20 protein-coding genes are annotated in these 17,758 nt (G+C 62.2%); 16 read left to right on the forward strand and 4 right to left on the reverse strand.

From position 1 onward, the window contains the following. Nucleotides 1–593: aldehyde dehydrogenase family protein (locus AC1DTF_RS14900; protein ID WP_477474620.1), on the reverse strand; the 593-nt coding region annotated here is incomplete at its 3' end. A 278-nt stretch (nt 594–871) separates the two neighbouring features. Between AC1DTF_RS14900 and AC1DTF_RS14905 the strand changes: the two genes are divergently transcribed. From AC1DTF_RS14905 to AC1DTF_RS14955, 11 genes are all read left to right on the forward strand, one after another. Beyond that, the gene (locus AC1DTF_RS14905; protein ID WP_477474621.1) at nt 872–1,507 is read left to right on the forward strand and encodes a TetR/AcrR family transcriptional regulator; all 636 of its coding nucleotides are present in this window, start codon (nt 872–874) and stop codon (nt 1,505–1,507) included. A 241-nt stretch (nt 1,508–1,748) separates the two neighbouring features. Then, nucleotides 1,749–3,239 (forward strand): aldehyde dehydrogenase family protein, encoded by a 1,491-nt coding sequence (locus AC1DTF_RS14910; protein WP_477474677.1) that lies wholly within the window; start codon nt 1,749–1,751, stop codon nt 3,237–3,239. A gap of 48 nt (nt 3,240–3,287) precedes the next feature. After that, nucleotides 3,288–4,094: a TauD/TfdA dioxygenase family protein gene (locus tag AC1DTF_RS14915; RefSeq protein WP_477474622.1), complete on the forward strand. Its 807-nt coding sequence runs from the start codon at nt 3,288–3,290 to the stop codon at nt 4,092–4,094. Beyond that, a complete protein-coding gene (locus AC1DTF_RS14920) occupies nt 4,091–4,483 on the forward strand; it encodes a carboxymuconolactone decarboxylase family protein (RefSeq protein ID WP_477474623.1) in 393 nt (130 codons plus the stop codon). The genes AC1DTF_RS14915 and AC1DTF_RS14920 overlap by 4 nt, the downstream gene beginning before the upstream one ends. A gap of 9 nt (nt 4,484–4,492) precedes the next feature. Then, nucleotides 4,493–5,383 (forward strand): NAD(P)-dependent oxidoreductase, encoded by an 891-nt coding sequence (locus AC1DTF_RS14925; RefSeq protein ID WP_477474624.1) that lies wholly within the window; start codon nt 4,493–4,495, stop codon nt 5,381–5,383. Further along, on the forward strand, nt 5,380–5,919 hold the full coding sequence (locus AC1DTF_RS14930) for a carboxymuconolactone decarboxylase family protein (protein WP_477474625.1): 540 nt from the start codon (nt 5,380–5,382) through the stop codon (nt 5,917–5,919). The genes AC1DTF_RS14925 and AC1DTF_RS14930 overlap by 4 nt, the downstream gene beginning before the upstream one ends. 2 nt (nt 5,920–5,921) lie before the next feature. Further along, complete coding sequence (locus tag AC1DTF_RS14935; RefSeq protein WP_477474626.1) at nt 5,922–7,274, forward strand: aromatic ring-hydroxylating oxygenase subunit alpha; 1,353 nt, start codon at nt 5,922–5,924, stop codon at nt 7,272–7,274. After that, the gene (locus AC1DTF_RS14940) at nt 7,267–7,596 is read left to right on the forward strand and encodes a hypothetical protein (protein WP_477474627.1); all 330 of its coding nucleotides are present in this window, start codon (nt 7,267–7,269) and stop codon (nt 7,594–7,596) included. Before AC1DTF_RS14935 ends, AC1DTF_RS14940 begins: the two co-directional genes overlap by 8 nt. A gap of 3 nt (nt 7,597–7,599) precedes the next feature. Beyond that, the gene (locus AC1DTF_RS14945) at nt 7,600–8,820 is read left to right on the forward strand and encodes a metal-dependent hydrolase family protein (RefSeq protein WP_477474628.1); all 1,221 of its coding nucleotides are present in this window, start codon (nt 7,600–7,602) and stop codon (nt 8,818–8,820) included. 253 nt (nt 8,821–9,073) lie between these two features. Continuing rightward, nucleotides 9,074–9,700 (forward strand): TetR/AcrR family transcriptional regulator, encoded by a 627-nt coding sequence (locus AC1DTF_RS14950; protein WP_477474629.1) that lies wholly within the window; start codon nt 9,074–9,076, stop codon nt 9,698–9,700. Between the two features lie 276 nt (nt 9,701–9,976). Then, entirely contained in the window at nt 9,977–10,378 is a 402-nt protein-coding gene (locus AC1DTF_RS14955; RefSeq protein ID WP_477474630.1) for a hypothetical protein, read from the forward strand. A gap of 16 nt (nt 10,379–10,394) precedes the next feature. Here AC1DTF_RS14955 and AC1DTF_RS14960 read toward each other — a convergent pair whose 3' ends face one another. The 3 genes from AC1DTF_RS14960 to AC1DTF_RS14970 are packed head-to-tail and all read right to left on the reverse strand — an operon-like array spanning nt 10,395 to nt 11,714. Continuing rightward, nucleotides 10,395–10,766: a DUF732 domain-containing protein gene (locus AC1DTF_RS14960; RefSeq protein WP_477474631.1), complete on the reverse strand. Its 372-nt coding sequence runs from the start codon at nt 10,764–10,766 to the stop codon at nt 10,395–10,397. Between the two features lie 25 nt (nt 10,767–10,791). Continuing rightward, a complete protein-coding gene (locus AC1DTF_RS14965) occupies nt 10,792–11,244 on the reverse strand; it encodes a hypothetical protein (protein ID WP_477474632.1) in 453 nt (150 codons plus the stop codon). Further along, nucleotides 11,241–11,714 (reverse strand): thioredoxin domain-containing protein, encoded by a 474-nt coding sequence (locus tag AC1DTF_RS14970; protein WP_477474633.1) that lies wholly within the window; start codon nt 11,712–11,714, stop codon nt 11,241–11,243. The genes AC1DTF_RS14965 and AC1DTF_RS14970 overlap by 4 nt, the downstream gene beginning before the upstream one ends. Before the next feature lie 305 nt (nt 11,715–12,019). Between AC1DTF_RS14970 and AC1DTF_RS14975 the strand changes: the two genes are divergently transcribed. The 5 genes from AC1DTF_RS14975 to AC1DTF_RS14995 are packed head-to-tail and all read left to right on the forward strand — an operon-like array spanning nt 12,020 to nt 17,753. Beyond that, nucleotides 12,020–13,201, forward strand: coding sequence for an MCE family protein (locus AC1DTF_RS14975; protein ID WP_477474634.1), 1,182 nt, complete (start codon nt 12,020–12,022; stop codon nt 13,199–13,201). Then, a complete protein-coding gene (locus tag AC1DTF_RS14980) occupies nt 13,201–14,229 on the forward strand; it encodes an MCE family protein (protein ID WP_477474678.1) in 1,029 nt (342 codons plus the stop codon). Before AC1DTF_RS14975 ends, AC1DTF_RS14980 begins: the two co-directional genes overlap by 1 nt. Next, the gene (locus AC1DTF_RS14985; protein WP_477474635.1) at nt 14,222–15,310 is read left to right on the forward strand and encodes an MCE family protein; all 1,089 of its coding nucleotides are present in this window, start codon (nt 14,222–14,224) and stop codon (nt 15,308–15,310) included. Before AC1DTF_RS14980 ends, AC1DTF_RS14985 begins: the two co-directional genes overlap by 8 nt. Beyond that, nucleotides 15,307–16,566, forward strand: coding sequence for an MCE family protein (locus tag AC1DTF_RS14990; RefSeq protein WP_477474636.1), 1,260 nt, complete (start codon nt 15,307–15,309; stop codon nt 16,564–16,566). The genes AC1DTF_RS14985 and AC1DTF_RS14990 overlap by 4 nt, the downstream gene beginning before the upstream one ends. Beyond that, nucleotides 16,563–17,753 (forward strand): MCE family protein, encoded by a 1,191-nt coding sequence (locus AC1DTF_RS14995; RefSeq protein ID WP_477474637.1) that lies wholly within the window; start codon nt 16,563–16,565, stop codon nt 17,751–17,753. The genes AC1DTF_RS14990 and AC1DTF_RS14995 overlap by 4 nt, the downstream gene beginning before the upstream one ends. The last annotated feature ends 5 nt before the right edge of the window (nt 17,754–17,758 follow it).

Genomic DNA, 17,758 nt, shown 5'->3' on the forward strand with positions numbered 1-17,758 from the left:
ACGTTGAACACGCCGGCGGGTAGCCCGGCGCGGACGGCAAGTTCGGCGAGAGCGACTGCGGTACGGGGGGTTTCATCGGCGGGCTTGGCCACCGAGCAGTTGCCGGTGGCAATCGCCGGCGCCACCGCGCGGGCCAGGAGCTGCATGGGGTAGTTCCAGGCGATGATGTGACCGGTGACTCCGAGAGGTTCGTTTCTGGTGTACGCGTGCACATCTGAGGTCAACGGAATGGTGTTCCCGTAGAAGCTGTCGATGGCGTGACCGTAGAAGCGAAAGTACCGTGCGCACACTGCGGCGTCGCTGCGTGCCTGAGTCAGAGGTTTGCCGGTGTCCTCGCTTTCCATCCATGCCAGTCGGTCGTGCTCCTCCTCGATCAGGTCGGCGATGCGGGTGAGGATTCTTGCTCGGTCGGCGGGCGCGGTTCTTCTCCAGTCGCGGGAGGCTCGACGTGCGGCGGCCACCGCGCGGTCGATCTCGTCCGGTCCACCGCGGGCCACCGGACCAAGTGACCGACCGTCGGATGGATCGATGTTGTCGTAGGTATCGGCCGAGGGCACCGAAGCTGCGTCGATGTAGGACTCAGTGGTCGGCATGGGCCCTCCTGGATGATGTGTTGCGGCCGCCGTCGACATAGGGGATACGGTCATGTCTGCGGTCGATTGTTCGTAGCGCACCTGTGAACTTCGCGAAGTAAACGTCTACGTTTACTTCTTGTAGTACTACGCGTAGTCTCTGAAACTGTCAACCAATCGCTGGCCAAGTCTTGGTTCGCGGGCCGACGTGCTACTACGCTCCTGAAGGAGAAGGCCGATGCCCTGCTTGCCGGCCGTGGGTTGTCGACCGATCTCAAAAATGCTGCGAGGCAACTCGTATGACTGATGTCGCGCGAACCGGCAGGCCCACCCAGGCGGCTGCCAAGAAGCTGGATGAGCGGCTCCGTCAGGCCGCTGTCGAAACATTCATCAAATACGGTTTCGGCGGAACGACGATGGAGGCCGTCGCGCGCGCCGCCAACATCTCCAAGAGGACGCTGTACGCCCGCTACGCCGACAAACATGCTCTGTTTGCCAGCGTCATCCCTTGGGCGCTCTCGCGGCTGGAACTCTCGGACGCCGACGAAAACCACGTTGACATGGACATCGTGGCTTCGCTGACTGCTATTGGGCGGGCGGCCATCTCGCGGGCCGTCGACCCCGATCGTGCGAAACTCCTGCGAATCGCGCTGGACGAGTCGAATCGGTTCCCCGAATTCGGAGCCGCCTCGCACTCTCTGCTGTGGTCGGCGCAGCAGCGAGCGGTGATGGCTACGCTCGAACATTTCAGGGAGCCTATGGGTTTGGACATCGCCGACGCAGAGATCGCCGCCGAGCAGTTCATTGCCATGGTGGCCCTGGTGCCGGGCAGGATGGCCGACTTCGGCATTTTCCGCAGTCCCGCGGTCGAAGAACAACATCTCGAGCACGCGGTGAATTTGTTTCTGCGCGGGGTCCTTTGCCGGGCGGACTGACCTGAGCAGATCGGCCCCCTAAAATAAGTAAACGATGCCGTTTACATTTTGGCGCGGCCGCGATAGGCTGCACGTACAGCGCGAGAATGTCGTGATCGAAACCGCTCCACATTGCCCGTGATCGTTCAACGTTTCGTGCGACGGAGTATGCGTAACAGCGCCTGCGTTGACACGCACGGCCCGAACAACATTGGGCATCCGCGCCTCGATTCATGCTTAAGGAGATGACGTGCCGCCTGACTTGACGCGTGAGACAACCGAGGGCTTGGCCGGATCCGAGGAACTTCCTGTGGTTTCGGTTCGGTGCCTGCTGATCGACGGCCAACTCGTCGAGGGTTCCACGACGTATGAGTCCGTGAATCCAGCCACCGGCGAGGTCGCCGGTTACGCACCGAACGCCACACCGAAGGACGCCGAGGCGGCGGTCGCCGCTGCTCGCCGAGCATTCGACGACACGTCATGGTCCACCGATGTGCGGTTTCGGACACGCTGCCTGCGCCAGCTGCATCAGGCCCTTCTTGATCACCGAGAGGAGCTGCGGGAGCTGACGATCGCCGATGTCGGTGCCACCCGCATGCTCACCCATGGACCTCAGTTGGACGACCCGATCGAGATTGTTCGGTACTACGCCGATCTGCTCGAAACACAGCCACGCACCGTCGATCTCGGTATCGCGGAGAGTCGCGGTCAGCGCCACCAGCGATGGATCGAGCACGAGGCCGCGGGCGTCGTGGCCGCAATCATTGCCTACAACTATCCCACCCAACTCGCGCTGGCCAAGTTGGCGCCGGCCCTCGCAGCGGGCTGCACCGTCGTTCTCAAAGCCGCCCCCGACACTCCGCTGATCACGCTGGCCCTGGGAGAACTCGTCGCCGAGCACACCGACATCCCTGCCGGGGTGGTCAACGTGCTCAGTTCCACCGATCCCGCCGTGGGACCGTTGCTGACCGCTCACGACGCCGTGGATGTCGTCACCTTTACCGGATCGACTCCGGTCGGTCGCGAGATCATGATCGCGGCGGGCCCGACCGTCAAGCGCGTGTTCCTCGAACTGGGGGGCAAGTCGGCGATGATCCTGCTCGACGACGCCGACTTCGCGTCGTCGGCCCAGTTCGCCGCCTTCATGATCGCCACCCACGCTGGGCAGGGCTGCGCACTCACCTCACGGTTGCTGGTGCCACGCGACCGCCACGACGAAATCGTCGCACTGGTGGCCGCGAACTTTGCAAGGGTCCGCTCCGGCGACCCAGCGAGCCCCAAAACCTATATGGGTCCGTTGATCAGCGAGCGCCAACGCGACAAGGTCGATGCCTTGGTGCAACGCGCGATCACGGACGGCGCCACCCTTGTCACGGGAGGGAACCGCATGAGTCCCGGGTTTTTCTACGAGCCGACGTTGTTGGCCAACGTCGATCCGGACAGTGAGATCGCACAAGAAGAGGTATTCGGACCGGTACTGGCGGTCATCGCCTTCGACGACGATGACGACGCCGTCCGTATCGCCAATAATTCGATCTACGGACTCGCCGGCGGAGTGTTCAGCGCCGACGAGACCCGCGCTCTGGCCGTCGCCCGCCGGATCAGGACCGGCTCGATGAGTATCAACGGCGGTAACTACTTTCTGCCCGACAGTCCATTCGGCGGCTACAAGCAGTCGGGCATCGGCCGTGAAATGGGGTTGGACGGGCTGCGCGAATTCCAGGAGAGCAAGACCTACGCGACCGTCGTTTGACGCCACGACAGCATCGTCCATGAACCACCTCACGTCGAAGGAAACGCCATGATCGAAACCGTCGCAATCACCCCCGGCCTGGGTGCTCAAGTGCTCGGGGTGGAGGACCTGCTCGAACCCACTCTGGTCAGCCGCTGTCTGGAAGCGCTGAAATGGCGTGGCGTACTTCTCATTCGCGGCGTGAACCTCGATGACGACGGTCAGCTCGCCTTCAGTCGCCAATTGGGTCCGGTGCTTGCTCCGGGCGGTAAGGAGATCTTCACCGTCACCCTCGACAAGTCGAAGAATCCCGCAGCGGAGTACCTCAAGGGCACTTTCCACTGGCATATCGACGACACCACCAACGACGTGCCGGCCAAGGCGACCATGCTGACCGCCCGCCACGTCGCCATGGTGGGTGGGGGAACCGAATTCGCGAACACCTATGCCGCCTACGAAAACCTTCCAGAGCACGAACGCAAGCGTTACGACGGTCTGCGGGTGGTGCACAGCTTCGAAGCCGCCCAGCGGATGGTCAACCCTGATCCGACGGACAAGGAGTTGCGCGCGTTGCGCTCGGTGCCCACCCACGAGACCTCGCTGGTGTGGCCCCGCCGTGACGGGCGACGCTCCCTGGCCATCGGGGCAACCGCCGATCGGATCGTCGGTATGGACCCACAGGAAAGCCGCGTCCTCCTCGACGAACTGCTCGCCTGGGCCACCCAGGAGCGGTTCTGCTACGCCCACCAGTGGCGGGTCGGTGATGTCGTGATCTGGGACAACACCGGCATGCTTCATCGGGCGCTGCCCTACGAAGCGTCCTCGGAACGAACCATGCAGCGCACCACCATCGCCGGTGACGAGCCCTGGGCATGACCGGCCGCGACATGTATGACAAGGGCCTGCAGATCCGCAGAGCCGTCGTCGGGGAGGCCTATGTCGACAAGGCGCTGGCCGCAGCCGACGACTTCAGCGGCCCGCTGCAGGACCTTGTGACCGAGTACTGCTGGGGTGCGGTGTGGGGTCGTGAGGAGCTGTCCCTGAAGACGCGCAGCATGCTCAATCTGGCCATGCTTCCAATCCTCAACCGAACCAACGAGTTGCGCACCCACATCAAGGGCGCGCTGACGAACGGCGTCACCCGCGCTGAAGTTCGGGAGGTCTTTCTGCAGGTGGCGATCTACGCCGGCGTGCCGGCCGCCGTCGACAGCTTCCGTATCGCCGTCGAGGTCTTCGCCGACCTCGACGCGAGTGCCGAGAACTAGGAGATCATCGTGGACATTGGATTCATCGGGTTGGGCCACATGGGCTTTCCGATGGCGCAACGCCTGGTGGACGCGGGACACAACGTCGTGGCCTTCGACGCCCGCTCGGACGTGATCGATCAGTTGGTGTCCCTCGGCGCGCAGGCCGCGTCCTCAGCCCACGATGTTGCCGACCGGGCTGACACCGTCCTGGCCAGCCTGCCTTCGCTACAGGCATCCCTGGACGTGGCGACCGGCGCGGCCGGTGTCATTCACGGTTCACGGGTGAAGAGGTTCATCGATCTGTCGACCGTGGGAGCGCGAATTGCGGTGCGCATCGCCGGCGCTCTGGCCGAGCGGGGAATCACCCAGATCGATAGTCCTGTCAGTGGCGGCGTCAGCGGCGCCCGCAAAGGCACGCTGGCCATGATGGTCTCAGGCCCCAGTGCCGAGGTGGAGTCAGTACGTTCCGTGCTGGAGATTCTGGGCCGGGTGTTCGTCGTCGGCGAGCAGTCCGGATCGGCACAGACGATGAAGCTGGCCAACAACTTACTGGCAGCGACCACCTTGGCGGCGACCTCGGAGGCGGTGGTGATGGGTGTCAAGGCGGGTCTGGATCCTGCGGTGATGATCGAGGTGTTCAACGCCGGTTCGGGCGCCACCCACGCCAGTCGCGATAAGTTCCCGCAGGCCATCCTGCCGCGAAGCTTCGACTACGGCTTCGCCACCGGACTGATGGTCAAAGACGTTCGCCTATGTTTGGAGGAGGCCAAGGCTGCAGGACTCTCACTGGAGATCGCCGAGGCCGTCGAGCGTCTCTGGGAGGTGGTGCTCCGCGAGACCGGTGCCGACTCCGATTTCACCTCGGTGATCAAGCCGATCGAAGAAGCGGCCGGTGTGACAGTCGGAGGAAATCGATGATACCCGTACGCGTAGCGCCCTTGCCCGCGGAACACTGGGATGACGATGTGCATCGCGGCCTGTCTCCGATGCTTCCCGCTGATCGCCGCAACCCCGAGGGGGCGGGCCCTGCCTTGTCGACGTTGGCGCGCCATCCCGACTTGGCGAAGGCATTCCTGACGTTCAGCGTGTACCTCACCTACCGATCGACACTACCTCCTCGCGTTCGCGAGACGACGATCCTTCGAGTGGCCCATCGCACGGGATGCGCCTACGAGTGGGTCCACCACGTCGGCTTCGGCAAGGAGGCAGGACTGACCGACGAGGACATCGTCGCGATTAGCCACGGCCACGCCATCGATTGGCTGGACAACGCAGTCGTGCATGCCGTCGACGAACTCTACGAAGCTGCGACCATATCGGATGAAACCTGGGCCGAACTGAGTGAGTTCCTCGACGAGCGACAACGGATGGACTTGGTGTTCACCATCGGTGGCTACCAGGTCCTGGCCATGGCGTTCAACACCTTTGGCGTACTACCCGAACAGGAGAACTGAAAATGCCCCACTTTCCCAAGCCCGGTGCGGGAAGCTGGACTGAGAACTGGCCAGAACTCGGCACTGCCCCGGTCGACTACAACGACTCCATTGATCCGGAGCATTGGCTGCTCGAACAGCAGGCAATCTTCAAGAAGCTGTGGCTCAACGTCGGCCGCGTGGAGCGTCTGCCGAAGAAGGGGAGCTACTTCACTCGGGAGATGCCCTCGGTGGGCGCGGGAACGTCGGTGATCATCGTCAAAGATGTCACGGATGGGGTGGAGACGGTGCGGGCCTTCCACAACCTGTGCCGCCACCGCGGAAACAAATTGGTCTGGAGTGACTATCCCGGCGAGGAGGTCTCGGGCACCTGTCGCCAGTTCACCTGCAAGTACCACGCGTGGCGGTACGCACTCGACGGCGAGCTGACGTTCGTCCAGCAGGAAGGTGAGTTCTTCGACCTCGACAAGAACGAGTTCGGACTCGTTCCGGTGCGCTGCGAAGTCTGGGAGGGCTTCATTTTCGTCAACTTCGACCAGGCTGCAGAACCGCTGGTCGACTATCTCGGAGACTTCGGAAAAGGGTTGGAAGGCTATCCCTTTCATGAGATGACCGAAGTCTACAGCTACCGGTCGGAGATCAACGCCAATTGGAAGTTGTTCATCGACGCGTTCACCGAGTTCTACCACGCACCGATTTTGCACATGAAGCAGGCCGAGAAGGAGGAGGCCGAGAAGTTGGCCAAGTTCGGCTTCGAGGCGCTGAGCTACGACATCAAGGGTGATCATGCCATGATCTCGACCTGGGGCGGCATGTCTCCGCCCAAGGACCTGAAGATGGTCAAGCCCATCGAGCGGGTTCTGCACAGCGGGCTGTTCGGCCCCTGGGACCGACCGGACATCAAGGGCATCCTTCCCGAGGAGCTACCCCCGGCGATCAATCCCGGGCGCTACGAGAGCTGGGGCACCGACTCTTTCGAGTTCTTCCCGAACTGGACGCTGCTGTTCTGGGCACCGGGCTGGTACCTCACTTACCACTACTGGCCCACCGCCGTCGATAAGCACATCTTCGAGGCCAACCTGTACTTCGTGCCACCGACGAACCTGCGTCAGCGCCTGTCCCAGGAACTGGCCGCGGTCACGTTCAAGGAGTACGCATTTCAGGATGCCAACACCTTGGAGGCTACCCAGACGCAGATCGGCACCCGAGCCGTCACTGTCTTCCCGTTGTGCGACCAGGAGATCCTGCTGCGCCACTTGCACAAGACGGCGGGGGACCACGTGGCCAGCTACCAAGCGTCTTCGTCCGAAGCCCAGGAGTCAGCGAGCGGCGAACACGTCGCTGCAACGAACGGGAAGGATCGTGCACGTGTCTGAGCTGCCCGAAGAATTCGCCGACCTCGAGCACTTCAGCGACTGGTGCCTGCCGACAGAAGAGGAGCGCTATCAGAAGCGGCTCAATTCGTCGATGGACGAGATGCAGGCGCTGTACGACGCTGGGATGGCGCGACTCGAGGACATCATGGTGTACGTCGACGCACGGTTTCCGCTGTCGAGCATGCCGGCAGATGCGAAGGCTCTCGTACATCTGGGGCAGTCGATTGTGATGGTGAGCTTTCCGATCGAGGTGTGGAAGCAGCCACGGGTGCTCGACAGCGGCGCGTCCTATATCCAGCTCGTCCGGGAACCGGTGGTCTGAGAAATGTTGACGATCAAGGCGGCTGGACTGTTGGACATCGACACCGGTGAGATCGTCCGTCCCGGCGTGCTACACGTCGAGGGCAACCGAATAGTCGGTGTCGGCGGCTCCCCCGAGGTCCAGGACAACGACGTCCTGGAGCTCGGGGAGTTGATTTTGTTGCCCGGGTTGATGGATATGGAGGTCAATCTGTTGATGGGCGGGCGCGGCGAAACCGGTCCGCTGTCGCAGGTCCAGGACGACCCTGCAACACGCGTGCTGCGCGCGGTCGGCAATGCCCGCCGTACTCTGCGCGCCGGCTTCACCACTGTGCGCAACCTCGGGCTCTTCGTGAAGACCGGCGGATACCTGCTTGATGTCGCTCTGGGCAAGGCCATCGACGCGGGCTGGATCGACGGTCCGCGCATCATCCCCGCTGGGCATGCGATCACGCCGACTGGTGGACACCTCGATCCGACGATGTTCGCGGCATTCATGCCGGGTTCGCTCGAGTTGACGGTCGAGGAAGGCATCGCCAACGGTGTCGACGAGATACGGAAGGCGGTCCGCTACCAGATCAAGCACGGTGCCCAGCTGATCAAGGTATGCGTGTCCGGTGGGGTCATGTCGCTCACCGGCGAGGCCGGCGCACAGCATTATTCAGATGAAGAACTCTGTGCAATCGTCGACGAGGCCCATCGTCGCGGGATGCGAGTCGCGGCCCACACTCACGGCGCCGAGGCGGTCAAGCATGCCGTCGCGTGCGGTATCGATTGCATCGAGCACGGCTTTCTGATGGATGACGACGCGATTCAAGCGCTGGTCGACAACGACCGGTTCCTGGTGACTACGCGCAGGCTCGCAGAGGCCATGGATGTCTCGAAGGCACCCCAGGTGTTGCAGGACAAAGCGGCAGAGATGTTCCCGAAGGCACGCACCTCGATCGAAGCTGCGTATAAGGCGGGGGTGAAGATAGCGGTGGGATCCGACGCACCGGCCATCCCGCACGGCAAGAACGCCGACGAGCTGGTCACGCTGGTCGACTGGGGAATGCCGCCACTTGCGGTGTTGCGCGCCGCCACTACTGTCGCCGCGGACCTGATCAACCGAACCGATCTCGGTCGAATCAAGGTGGGGTACCTCGCGGACCTCATCGGTGTGCCTGGGGATCCGCTGGAGGACATCACTGTCACTCAGAACGTCAGGTTCGTGATGAAGGACGGCAAGGTTCATTACAACGGCTGATCGGCGACTGGAGTCCGCATCACCGCAGTCTGTCCGCGTCTTCTGCACATCCCGTTCCGCGACAACGATGTTCAGACCAACAACGGCATCCCTGGCCTTGTCAGCGCGAGGTGTCGGAGACTATTGAGTACACGAGAAAATTGCACGTCGAGCTGTAGTGCGTCCAGAAACCCTGACGAGGCATGAAACAGCGGCATTGAACCGGCTCTGCGGTGGGTGATTGCTGAAGTATTCAGAACGGTATATTTACCTCATGGCGACGACAAGGCGCGGCCGGCCGACGCAGGCAGAGGCGCAGGAGCTCGATCAGACCGTGCGCGCCGCGGCTGTCGCGACGTTTCTGGAGTTCGGTTATGACGGAGCCACCATGGAGGCTATCGCCAAGGCCGCCGGCATTACCAAGCGTTCCCTGTACGCGCGGTATCCCGATAAGAGAGCGGCTTTCGCGGAGGTAATCCCGTGGGCGCTGTCGCGCTATGAGGAGACGGGCACTGATGCCGTGCCTGCCGGGGAGGACATCGCAGCAGCATTGCTCAAAGTGGCCCGGGTGGCGCTCAGGCGCGCGACGGATCCTGAAAATGTGCGGCTCACGCGGATCGCGATGAACGAGCATGCCAAGTTCCCCGAGTTCGAAGTGACCGCAGACTCGATGATGTGGTCGGGTCGTCAGCGCGCGGTGGTCGAGGTGCTCAAGCGCGGGGAGGCGCTCGGGGTGGTCAAGGTAGACGATATCGAGTTGGCAGCGGAGCACTTTCTGGCGATGGTGGAACTGGTGCCGGGGCGTATGGCCGACTTCGGCATCTATCGGTCCAAGCGTCAGGAGGAGCGACACCTCAAGAGTGCGGTCAGCCTCTTCATGCGAGGAGTGGAGACCCGCTGAAAACGCTGCGGTACTCATACTTCGGGGGGCGAAGGTGAGGTACGCGCCGGCGGCAAAGATTGTGTCGAGGCTCTGTTGCGCTGTGCCTATGTCGAGGGCCGCTGCGCGACGCGAATGCACCCGCTGGCGCGCTTCGTGCACTAGCCGGTAAGGGTGACATCCAGACGCTATCCAGCATGGTTGCAAGGTAATTCGGAGTCGCGACCAACCCGAGATCACAAGCAATAAATATACGGTTATGTATACGTAAAGTGTGATCTTGGCTAAGCTGGATCCATGAAGCTGGTGGCACCGGTGGTAAGTGCAGGCATCATCTGGTCACTCATCGTGGCGGCCCCGGCCGGCGCCGACGTGGCCAGGTGCGACGATCCGAGTTGCATACCCGGCATCAATCGCACCGTCGAGTTGGGTGCCTCCTGCAACAACGTGATCTTCAATGTGTTCGCCACAACTCCGTGGGGGCGTGTCGTCTTCTGTGACTCGGCACGAGGATATGCCCCGCGCTACTTCCGAGCGCTGCCTGTGGCCGGTATCCGCGAGTACAACACGCTGTGCGAACAGCCTTATAATCAGATGGCGCAGGCGCCTGACGGTCTTTTCCTCATCTGTGGAATGTCGTTGCGCGACAGCGGAGAAGCTGACAGCCGGTGGATCCGCGGTGACCACTGGGACAACTAGCTGGGGGCTGTCCGCTCTATCTGCGGGCCGCACTTCCGTCGCTCGGGCGGTCCTGGGGCACAACAACAGCGCTGTAGAGGTCTGGGCAGAATGTTCCGGTGGATAAAGCGACGAAGTAGCGCGTGTTTCGGTGTGTCCAGCCCTTCTCGGTGGACAGCGAGTCGATCTTGTCCGGGTAGGCCGTGCCCACCGCCCAGGCGTCGCATACCTCGCGCCCCAGCGCGATGATGTGGGCCTCGCCGTACGGCCAGAACCATTTCTGCCCGGTCTTGTGAAGCTCGCTCAGGAAGTAATCTTCTGACCTGTCGGCCGTTGCAACGGCCGGTGGTCCGATGACGGCGGCCGCGATTGCCATGATGGCGCAGGTGAACGCCGAACGTGTGACCATAGGAAGTTTCTCCTCCGCGAACGAATCAGCTCAGGGCGATCAGTGTCAGTGATTCTCGATGTCGTTCACGCGATCCTCGGCAACGATCTCCGGTCTGCGTCTCGACGATGCCCTGGAGCGTGGCGGCCTCCACGTTGAAGTCCTGCGAGATCTGCACGATGTCAACGCTCTCCGGGCAGTTCGCCGGGTCTGCAGGATATGACGAGCGCGGCCAGCCGCCGAGATAGACCGACATTTTCCATTGCCCATTCGACAGCGACGCGGCGGCGCGCCAACCGTCAGAGCTGATCACACGTGCCGTGCAGGCCGGCGTGCAGGCCGAGGTAGCGGTCCACGTCGACACGTGATCACCCGCGCGGACGCTGAAGGTGCCATTCATCTCGCCGGGGCTGGCCGCAGCGACGGGAGCGATGAGTGTCGCCACCGCCGCCCATACTCCGGTCGCCAGCGCGAATATTCCTCGGCCCGAGACGATCACGACGCTCTGATCAGGCTGTGTACCCGATTGGTGAGTTCCTCTTCGGACATCGGCGCGCCTATGTTGTTGATCAGTTCACCGGTGCCGTCGGGGCGCAGGAATGCCCACGCGGGTGGCCACGGGACGAAAAACGACTGCCACAGCATGCCGTTTCCATCCGTCAGATTGGTGAAGCGCAGCTTGTGGTCATCGACGAATCTCCGCATCGAGAGCACATCGAAGCGTCCGCCGATGCCCACGAATGTCACTTCCGGGTTGGCCGCCGCCACTCTCGCGGCAATCGGTGCCTCCTGCGCGCACACACCGCAGTAGGGAGCGGGAGTCCAGAACCAGAGCACGGCGGGCTTGCCGATCAGGCTGCGTCCATCGAATAGGTCACCACTGAGCTCGGTGCCATAGAAACGTAGCCGTTGCTCGTTGCCCAATAAAGGAGTGTCGGCGTGGGCGATGACGGATTGCCCTGCCGCCATCACGCACATCGCCAACGCGAGGCACGCTCGCCAGCGAGTCACCCCTGCGCGGAACCGCCGACGGGACGATCGTTTCGAGCGTGTCACCATCTCAACGAACTCCATGTCTCGGTCCCCGGAGGTGTCCGGATCTACGTTAGCCACAAGTACCCTATGGCGTATACTTTTGTCAAACGTGGACGTCATCGCGGGATTTCATAGGCGCTCGAATCTTTAAATTAGACGGTTTCGTATACTTATAGCGATTCATGTCCTATATTCGGCAGCCATGGGAACCCAATGGGCGCAAGGGTGGTGCCACGGCTGTGCGGCGTGAGTTGGTCGGTTTGGCAGCGGTTGTTGCGGCTGGATGCATTGTGGCGGCCGCACTTACGTCCTTCAGTGGAGAACTGAGCGATGACGTCGAGCTGCGGGTACTTACACAGCGTGCCGGGTTGGTGATGAACCCGGATGCAAAGGTGCAGATGCTCGGTGTGCAGGTAGGCCGCGTCGCCGATATCGAGCAGCTGCCCAATGGCCAAGCCGCCCTTCGCCTGGCGATCGACAAAGCCAAGCTGGACACAATCCCGGCCAACGTGCTCGTTGATATCGCTTCCACCACCGTATTTGGCGCCAAGTACGTGCAACTACGGATGCCCGGTGACCCGTCTCCGCGCCCGGTGGTCGCAGGGCAGACCCTCGACAGCCGCCAGGTGACGGTGGAGATCAATACCGTCTTCGAGCAACTCACCGGCGTCCTGGGCTCGATTGAGCCAGTGAAGCTCAACCAGTCTTTGGGAGCTCTTTCGCGCGCTCTGAGCGGGCGCGGTGAAAGGATCGGGCAGACGTTTAGCGATATGAACGCGGCTCTGGCAGAGGTTGATCCGGTGCTTCCGGTGCTCAGGCACGAGCTGTCGGCATTACCCGGCGTGCTCGACACCTATGCAGGCGCCGCTCCTGACTTGTTGACCACGGCGGCCAACGCGGCGCGGCTGAGCAACACATTCGTCGAGCAACAACACCAATTGGACTCCATACTGGTCAGTCTCATCGGGCTCGGAGGCATCGGTCATCAGTTCCTGTCGGACAATCGAGCACAGTTGGAAGGGTTCGTCCGCCTGCTGGTGCCCACGACATCGCTTCTGGATCAGTACAACGCCGCGCTCACGTGTTCGCTCAACGGAATGCTGGACCTGGCGGGGGTGTCCGAGGCAATGCCGGCAAGCGCAGCCGGCATTCCGTTGAGTGTCAACTTCGTCTGGGGCCACGAACGCTACCGCTATCCCCAAGATCTCCCGAAGGTCGGCGCCAGCGGCGGACCTCGTTGCGAGGTTCTTCCGGTCAAGTACCAGACGCATCCGCGCTATGTGGTCACCGACACCGGCACCAACCCTTTCCAAAACGGCAACCAGGGTTGGGTACTCAACAGCGACGGTCTCAAGAATCTGCTGTTCGGCCCGCAAGATGGACCGCCACGCAACGTCGGCCAGATCGGGCAACCCGGATGATGCTGTCGAGAAGTGGCGGGAACGCGCTGAAGTTCGGTGCCTTCACCGTGGTCATGACGGTGCTGACCGTGTTTCTTTTCATGGTCTTCAGCCAGGCCAGAACCGGTTCGGTGAAACAGTATTCGGCCATCTTCACCAATGTCTCTGATCTGCAGGAGGGAGAGTCGGTGCGCATCGCGGGCGCGAACGTCGGTTCAGTTTCCGATGTTCGTCTCGACAACCCGCACCAGGTGACAGTGGCTTTCACCGCCGACCGGCAGATCCAGCTCACCACCGGCACCCGCGCGGTGGTGCGCTACCTGAACTTGGTCGGTGACCGCTACCTCGAGCTGCAGGACGCTCCCGGCTCCACCCGACTGTTGCCCCCAGGGGCAGTCATACCGGTACAGCAGACGGCACCGGCTCTCGATCTTGACTTGCTCTTGAGCGGCCTCAAACCGGTCATCCAGGGTCTCAACGCCGACGATGTGAACGCGCTCACCGGGTCACTGCTGCAGATCATGCAGGGCCAAGAAGGCAACTTGAATTCTCTGCTGACACGCACTTCGTCCTTCACCTCGACCTTGGCGGACAGCGGGCAGACGATTCAACAACTCATCGACAGCCTCAAGGACGTCCTGGCCACCATCGCCCGCAGCGGCGGAGACTTCTCGACGACCATCGACCGGCTGCAGCAGTTCGTCACGCAGTTATCAGAGGACCGCGACACCGTAGGCGAGTCCATCACGGCCCTGAGCCAGGGCACCGCGTCGATCGCCAGTCTCCTCGGCGAGGCACGCAGCCCGCTGGCCGGAACCATCGATGAACTGAACAGGTTGGCGCCCAACCTCGACCAAGGCAAGGACCGCTTGGAAATGGCGTTGCAGAAAGCGCCCGAGAACTACCGCAAGCTGGTCCGCACAGGTGCCTACGGCAACTTCATCCAGTACTTCCTGTGCGGGCTGGTGATCAGAGTCAACGATCCCACCGGAAAGGTGCTTGTCCTCCCAACAGTCAAGCCCAACTTCGGGAGGTGCAAGGATGCTTAAGTACCGCGGCGCGCGGCTCGTCCGGCCCGGCGTGATCGGCCTCGTACTGATCATGTTGGTCGTCGCTGTCGGTTTGCAGCCTCAAGCGCTCATCGCGTGGGCGACGGCGGTGCGCTACCACGCGGTGTTCACCGACACCGCCGGACTGGACATCGGCAATGACGTCATGGTGGCCGGCACTAAAGTCGGAGCGGTCTCGCGGATCGACCTCCAGAACGGACTGGCGGCCGTCGAGTTCGCCGTTGATGGCACCGTAGAGCTCGGCGCGGACACCACTGCGCATATAAAAACCGGATCACTACTCGGACAGCGGATCATCGAGCTCGACTCCACCGGGCCGCGTAGTCTGCGCCCAAACTCCACCATTCCGGTGTCGCGGACCTCCACCCCGTTCTCCTTGCCCGATGCGGTCGGCGAACTGACCTCCAATGTGGCGGCCACCGACACGACGCAACTCAACGAATCGTTGGAAACACTGTCGGCGACCCTTGACCAGATCGCTCCCCAGCTCGGCCCCACCTTCGATGGATTGACTCGAATGTCGAGGTCTCTCAATGCCCGCAACGCATCCTTGCGTGAACTGCTGGGCGCTGCGGCGGACGTTACCGAGGTACTGGCGCAACGCAGTGACCAAGTCAACTCCCTGATCGTGGACGGCAACGAGCTATTGGGCGTTCTGGTCGAGCGTCGCCAGGCGATCGTCGATCTGTTGTCCAATACGGCCGCGGTGGCCACTCAGCTCCGCGGCCTGGTGGCGGATAACGAGCAGGAACTCGTACCGACACTTGAACGGCTCAACGCTGTCACCGCGATGCTGGAGAAGAACCGGGACAACCTGGCCAAAGCCATCCCCGGGCTGGCCCGGTCTTCGCAAACGCAAGGAGAAGCGGTATCCAGCGGCGCCTTCTACAACGCCTTCATCGTCAACTTGTCCTCAGGACAGTTCATCCAGCCGATCATGGACCGGATCTTCAACGTACAGCCTCGCGCCCTCTTCCCGTTTCCGACCTGCGGCGATGACGGTGACTGCTACGACCGCGAGGAAACTCTGCCGCTGGATCTACCGGAGGCACCGAGATGACGCTGACTCGCAATATCATTCGTCCGATCGCCGTCGTCCTCGCAGTCAGTGCGGTGATAGCTGTCGCTGTGTCGGTCTACCGCCATTCAACCGCACCGATGACGATCACTGCGCACTTCTCCCACGCGGCCGCGATCTACCCCGGTGATACCGTCCGCGTGGCCGGTGTGCGCGTCGGCACGGTGACCGCGATCGTCGCGCACCCCGACGCTGTCACGTTCTCGCTGAGCATCGATCGTTCGGTGGCTGTGCCCGCTGACGTGAAAGCTGTGGTGGTGGCCCAGAACCTGGTGGCTGCACGTTATGTGCAGCTCACGCCGGCCCAGACAGAAGATGGTCCGCGTCTGGGGGACAACGCAGTCATCCCGATCGAACGGACCGCCGTACCCGTCGAATGGGATGACGTGAAGATTCAATTAGACCGCCTCGCAGAGGAACTGGGTCCTGAGGACGCAAACGATATGGGATCGGCCGGTAGGTTGCTGAACAGTGCGGCCAACGCGATGGCCGGAAACGGTGACAAGCTGCGGCAGACGATGGCGGAGCTGTCCGGCGTCGCGCGGGTGCTTGCCGACGGCACCGGCGACATCACCAGTGTCATCGTCAATCTGCAGCGCTTCGTCGAGGCGTTGAAAAGCAGTCATGAACAGATTGTCGACTTCGGCGGCAACCTGGCCACGCTGTCCAGCGTATTAGACGGTAGCCGAGGCGATCTCGACGCGGCATTGACCACCCTGGCCGCCGCGGTCGGTGATGTACAGCGCTTCGTCCAAAAAGCCCGGGACCCGACCGTCGAGCAAGTCGAGCGGCTGTCCAATGTCACACAGACCCTCGTAGACAACAAGAAACACCTTGAGCAACTGCTCCACATCTTCCCGAACAGTCTGTCCAACTTCTATAACATCTACGATCCGGTGACGGGGACCGAAACAGGCACCTTCGCCCTCAACAACTTCGCCAATCCGATTCAATTCACCTGTGCAGCACTCGCTGCCACCCAACCAGCCAACCCGACCGAAGGTGTCAAGAAGTGTGCCGAGTACCTCGGACCGTTGCTTCGGGTGTTCAATCCGGCTGCCCTCGTGAACTTCAACTATGTCCCGGTCGCATTGAACCCATTCCTGGCTCCTGTGCCGGCGCCGGACCAGCTCATCTACAGCGAACCTGATCTCATTCCCGGCGTCGTCGGTCAGCAAGGACCACCCCCACCTCCGACCATGCCGCAGATGCTTCTGCCCGCAGAAAGCCAACCATGATTTCACACAATCACAGCGGTTTCGCAAGAGTTTTCATCGGGATTGGATGCACAGTCGTGCTGAGCTCGTGTGGCTGGCAGGGCGCAAGTGCGCTGCCGCTGCCCGGTGCGCCGGGCCGGGTCTCCGCTGCGCAGCAAATGGTTGTCGAGATGGCCAACGTCGGTTCCTTGGTGTCGAATTCACCGGTGCTCGTCGACGACGTTGTGGTAGGCAGCGTCGGTGATATCACAGTGAAGAACTGGCACGCAGTGGTTGAGGTGCTCATCCGGCCCGAGGTCAAGGTACCGGCCAATGCAGTGGCGACCGTTGGCCAGACCAGTCTTCTGGGATCGAGCCATTTGGCCCTCAACCCGCCGCTGGGAGAGTCGCCAGCCGGTCAATTGGCTTCCGGATCGGTGATCTCGCTCAACGACACGTCGACCTATCCCTCGACCGAGCAGACCCTGGCCGCGGTTTCGGTGGTCGTGAACGGGGGTGGGCTCGGTCAGATCGGCGATATCGTGCACAGCTTCAATGCTGCGTTCAATGGCCGGCAGCAGGATTTCCGTGATCTGATCGGGAGGCTGGACACCTTCGTCGGAACGTTCGACTCCCAACGCGAGGATGTGGTGGACCTCATCAGCGGCCTGAACCGACTGGCGGTTGTCTTCGCCGATCAGCGCGCAGTGCTCACCGATGCCCTGACGGAACTGCCGGAGGCCATGAATGTCCTGCTCCGCGAACGACCACGCCTGATCGCTGCGCTGGACAAGCTGGCCATCTTCAGCGGCACCGCGACTGCGGTGATCAACAACGTTCAGAGCGATCTGGTGACCAACCTGAGACATCTGGAGCCCGTTCTACGCTCGTTGGCCGATGTCGGCGCTGACATTGACAAGGCGATCGCTTTCGCCACAGTCTTTCCCTATGGCCAGTCCGTGATCGACCATGCGGTCAGAGGTGACTACATCAACCAGATCACCACCCTCGACTTCACCGTCCCGCGGCTGAAAAAAGAACTGCTCATGGGTACCCGGTGGGGTGATCCCCAGGCGCAGTTGCAAGCCGCTGTCGGCGACCCCGGTTATGCCGAACAGACCGGGGATCCCCTTGCTGTCGGATTGGCGCCGTCCCCCGCGCCGACTGGCCCCGTGTCGCCCTCTGATCCTGTCACCGCGCCTCCGGTCGCCGGACAGGCGCCAAGGTAGGAGGC

The sequence above is a fragment of the Mycobacterium sp. P4_H6 genome (genome assembly GCF_056400845.1).

Bases quoted from the DNA above. Each gene is read 5' to 3' on its own strand.
- AC1DTF_RS14960 (WP_477474631.1), bottom strand. From the start codon at position 10,766: ATGGTCACACGTTCGGCGTTCACCTGCGCCATCATGGCAATCGCGGCC.
- AC1DTF_RS14920 (WP_477474623.1), top strand. From the start codon at position 4,091: ATGACCGGCCGCGACATGTATGACAAGGGCCTGCAGATCCGCAGAGCC.
- AC1DTF_RS14935 (WP_477474626.1), top strand. From the start codon at position 5,922: ATGCCCCACTTTCCCAAGCCCGGTGCGGGAAGCTGGACTGAGAACTGG.
- AC1DTF_RS14995 (WP_477474637.1), top strand. From the start codon at position 16,563: ATGATTTCACACAATCACAGCGGTTTCGCAAGAGTTTTCATCGGGATT.
- AC1DTF_RS14985 (WP_477474635.1), top strand. From the start codon at position 14,222: ATGCTTAAGTACCGCGGCGCGCGGCTCGTCCGGCCCGGCGTGATCGGC.
- AC1DTF_RS14970 (WP_477474633.1), bottom strand. From the start codon at position 11,714: ATGGCGGCAGGGCAATCCGTCATCGCCCACGCCGACACTCCTTTATTG.
- AC1DTF_RS14945 (WP_477474628.1), top strand. From the start codon at position 7,600: ATGTTGACGATCAAGGCGGCTGGACTGTTGGACATCGACACCGGTGAG.
- AC1DTF_RS14905 (WP_477474621.1), top strand. From the start codon at position 872: ATGACTGATGTCGCGCGAACCGGCAGGCCCACCCAGGCGGCTGCCAAG.
- AC1DTF_RS14950 (WP_477474629.1), top strand. From the start codon at position 9,074: ATGGCGACGACAAGGCGCGGCCGGCCGACGCAGGCAGAGGCGCAGGAG.
- AC1DTF_RS14990 (WP_477474636.1), top strand. From the start codon at position 15,307: ATGACGCTGACTCGCAATATCATTCGTCCGATCGCCGTCGTCCTCGCA.
- AC1DTF_RS14915 (WP_477474622.1), top strand. From the start codon at position 3,288: ATGATCGAAACCGTCGCAATCACCCCCGGCCTGGGTGCTCAAGTGCTC.
- AC1DTF_RS14930 (WP_477474625.1), top strand. From the start codon at position 5,380: ATGATACCCGTACGCGTAGCGCCCTTGCCCGCGGAACACTGGGATGAC.
- AC1DTF_RS14955 (WP_477474630.1), top strand. From the start codon at position 9,977: ATGAAGCTGGTGGCACCGGTGGTAAGTGCAGGCATCATCTGGTCACTC.
- AC1DTF_RS14980 (WP_477474678.1), top strand. From the start codon at position 13,201: ATGCTGTCGAGAAGTGGCGGGAACGCGCTGAAGTTCGGTGCCTTCACC.